Source organism: Thermobrachium celere DSM 8682, assembly GCF_000430995.1.
In the GTDB taxonomy this organism is placed as follows: Bacteria; Bacillota; Clostridia; order Clostridiales; family Caloramatoraceae; genus Thermobrachium; species Thermobrachium celere.
On the sequence record NZ_HF951988.1, the window covers coordinates 1 to 269 of the forward strand.

The following is a 269-nucleotide window of genomic DNA, read 5'->3' on the forward strand; positions in this document are numbered from 1 at the left end:
TCTTCTTGAATGGAGCAAATGCACCTGATAGGAACATGTATGGTAGAGTCATCGCAACGTTTGTCATTGCAACTAGTATGTCGAAGAACTTTGACATTGAATCTCCACCAACTGCAAGTAAAGCTATCATAACTACAACTGTAGCAGCTTGTACCTTCATAGCGTTTATTGGCATTCCGTCCTTAAGTTCTCCCATCTTTCCTGGCCATAGTTCAGCTGGAGTACCTTCAATTATTTGCTTAAGTGGTGCATATGTTAGAGTGAAGAAT

The 269-nt window shown here is 40.5% G+C and carries 1 pseudogene; it reads right to left on the reverse strand.

What is annotated here, in order from left to right:
* A pseudogene (locus TCEL_RS00035) lies at positions 1-269 on the reverse strand (glutamate/gamma-aminobutyrate family transporter YjeM); the annotation flags it as partial.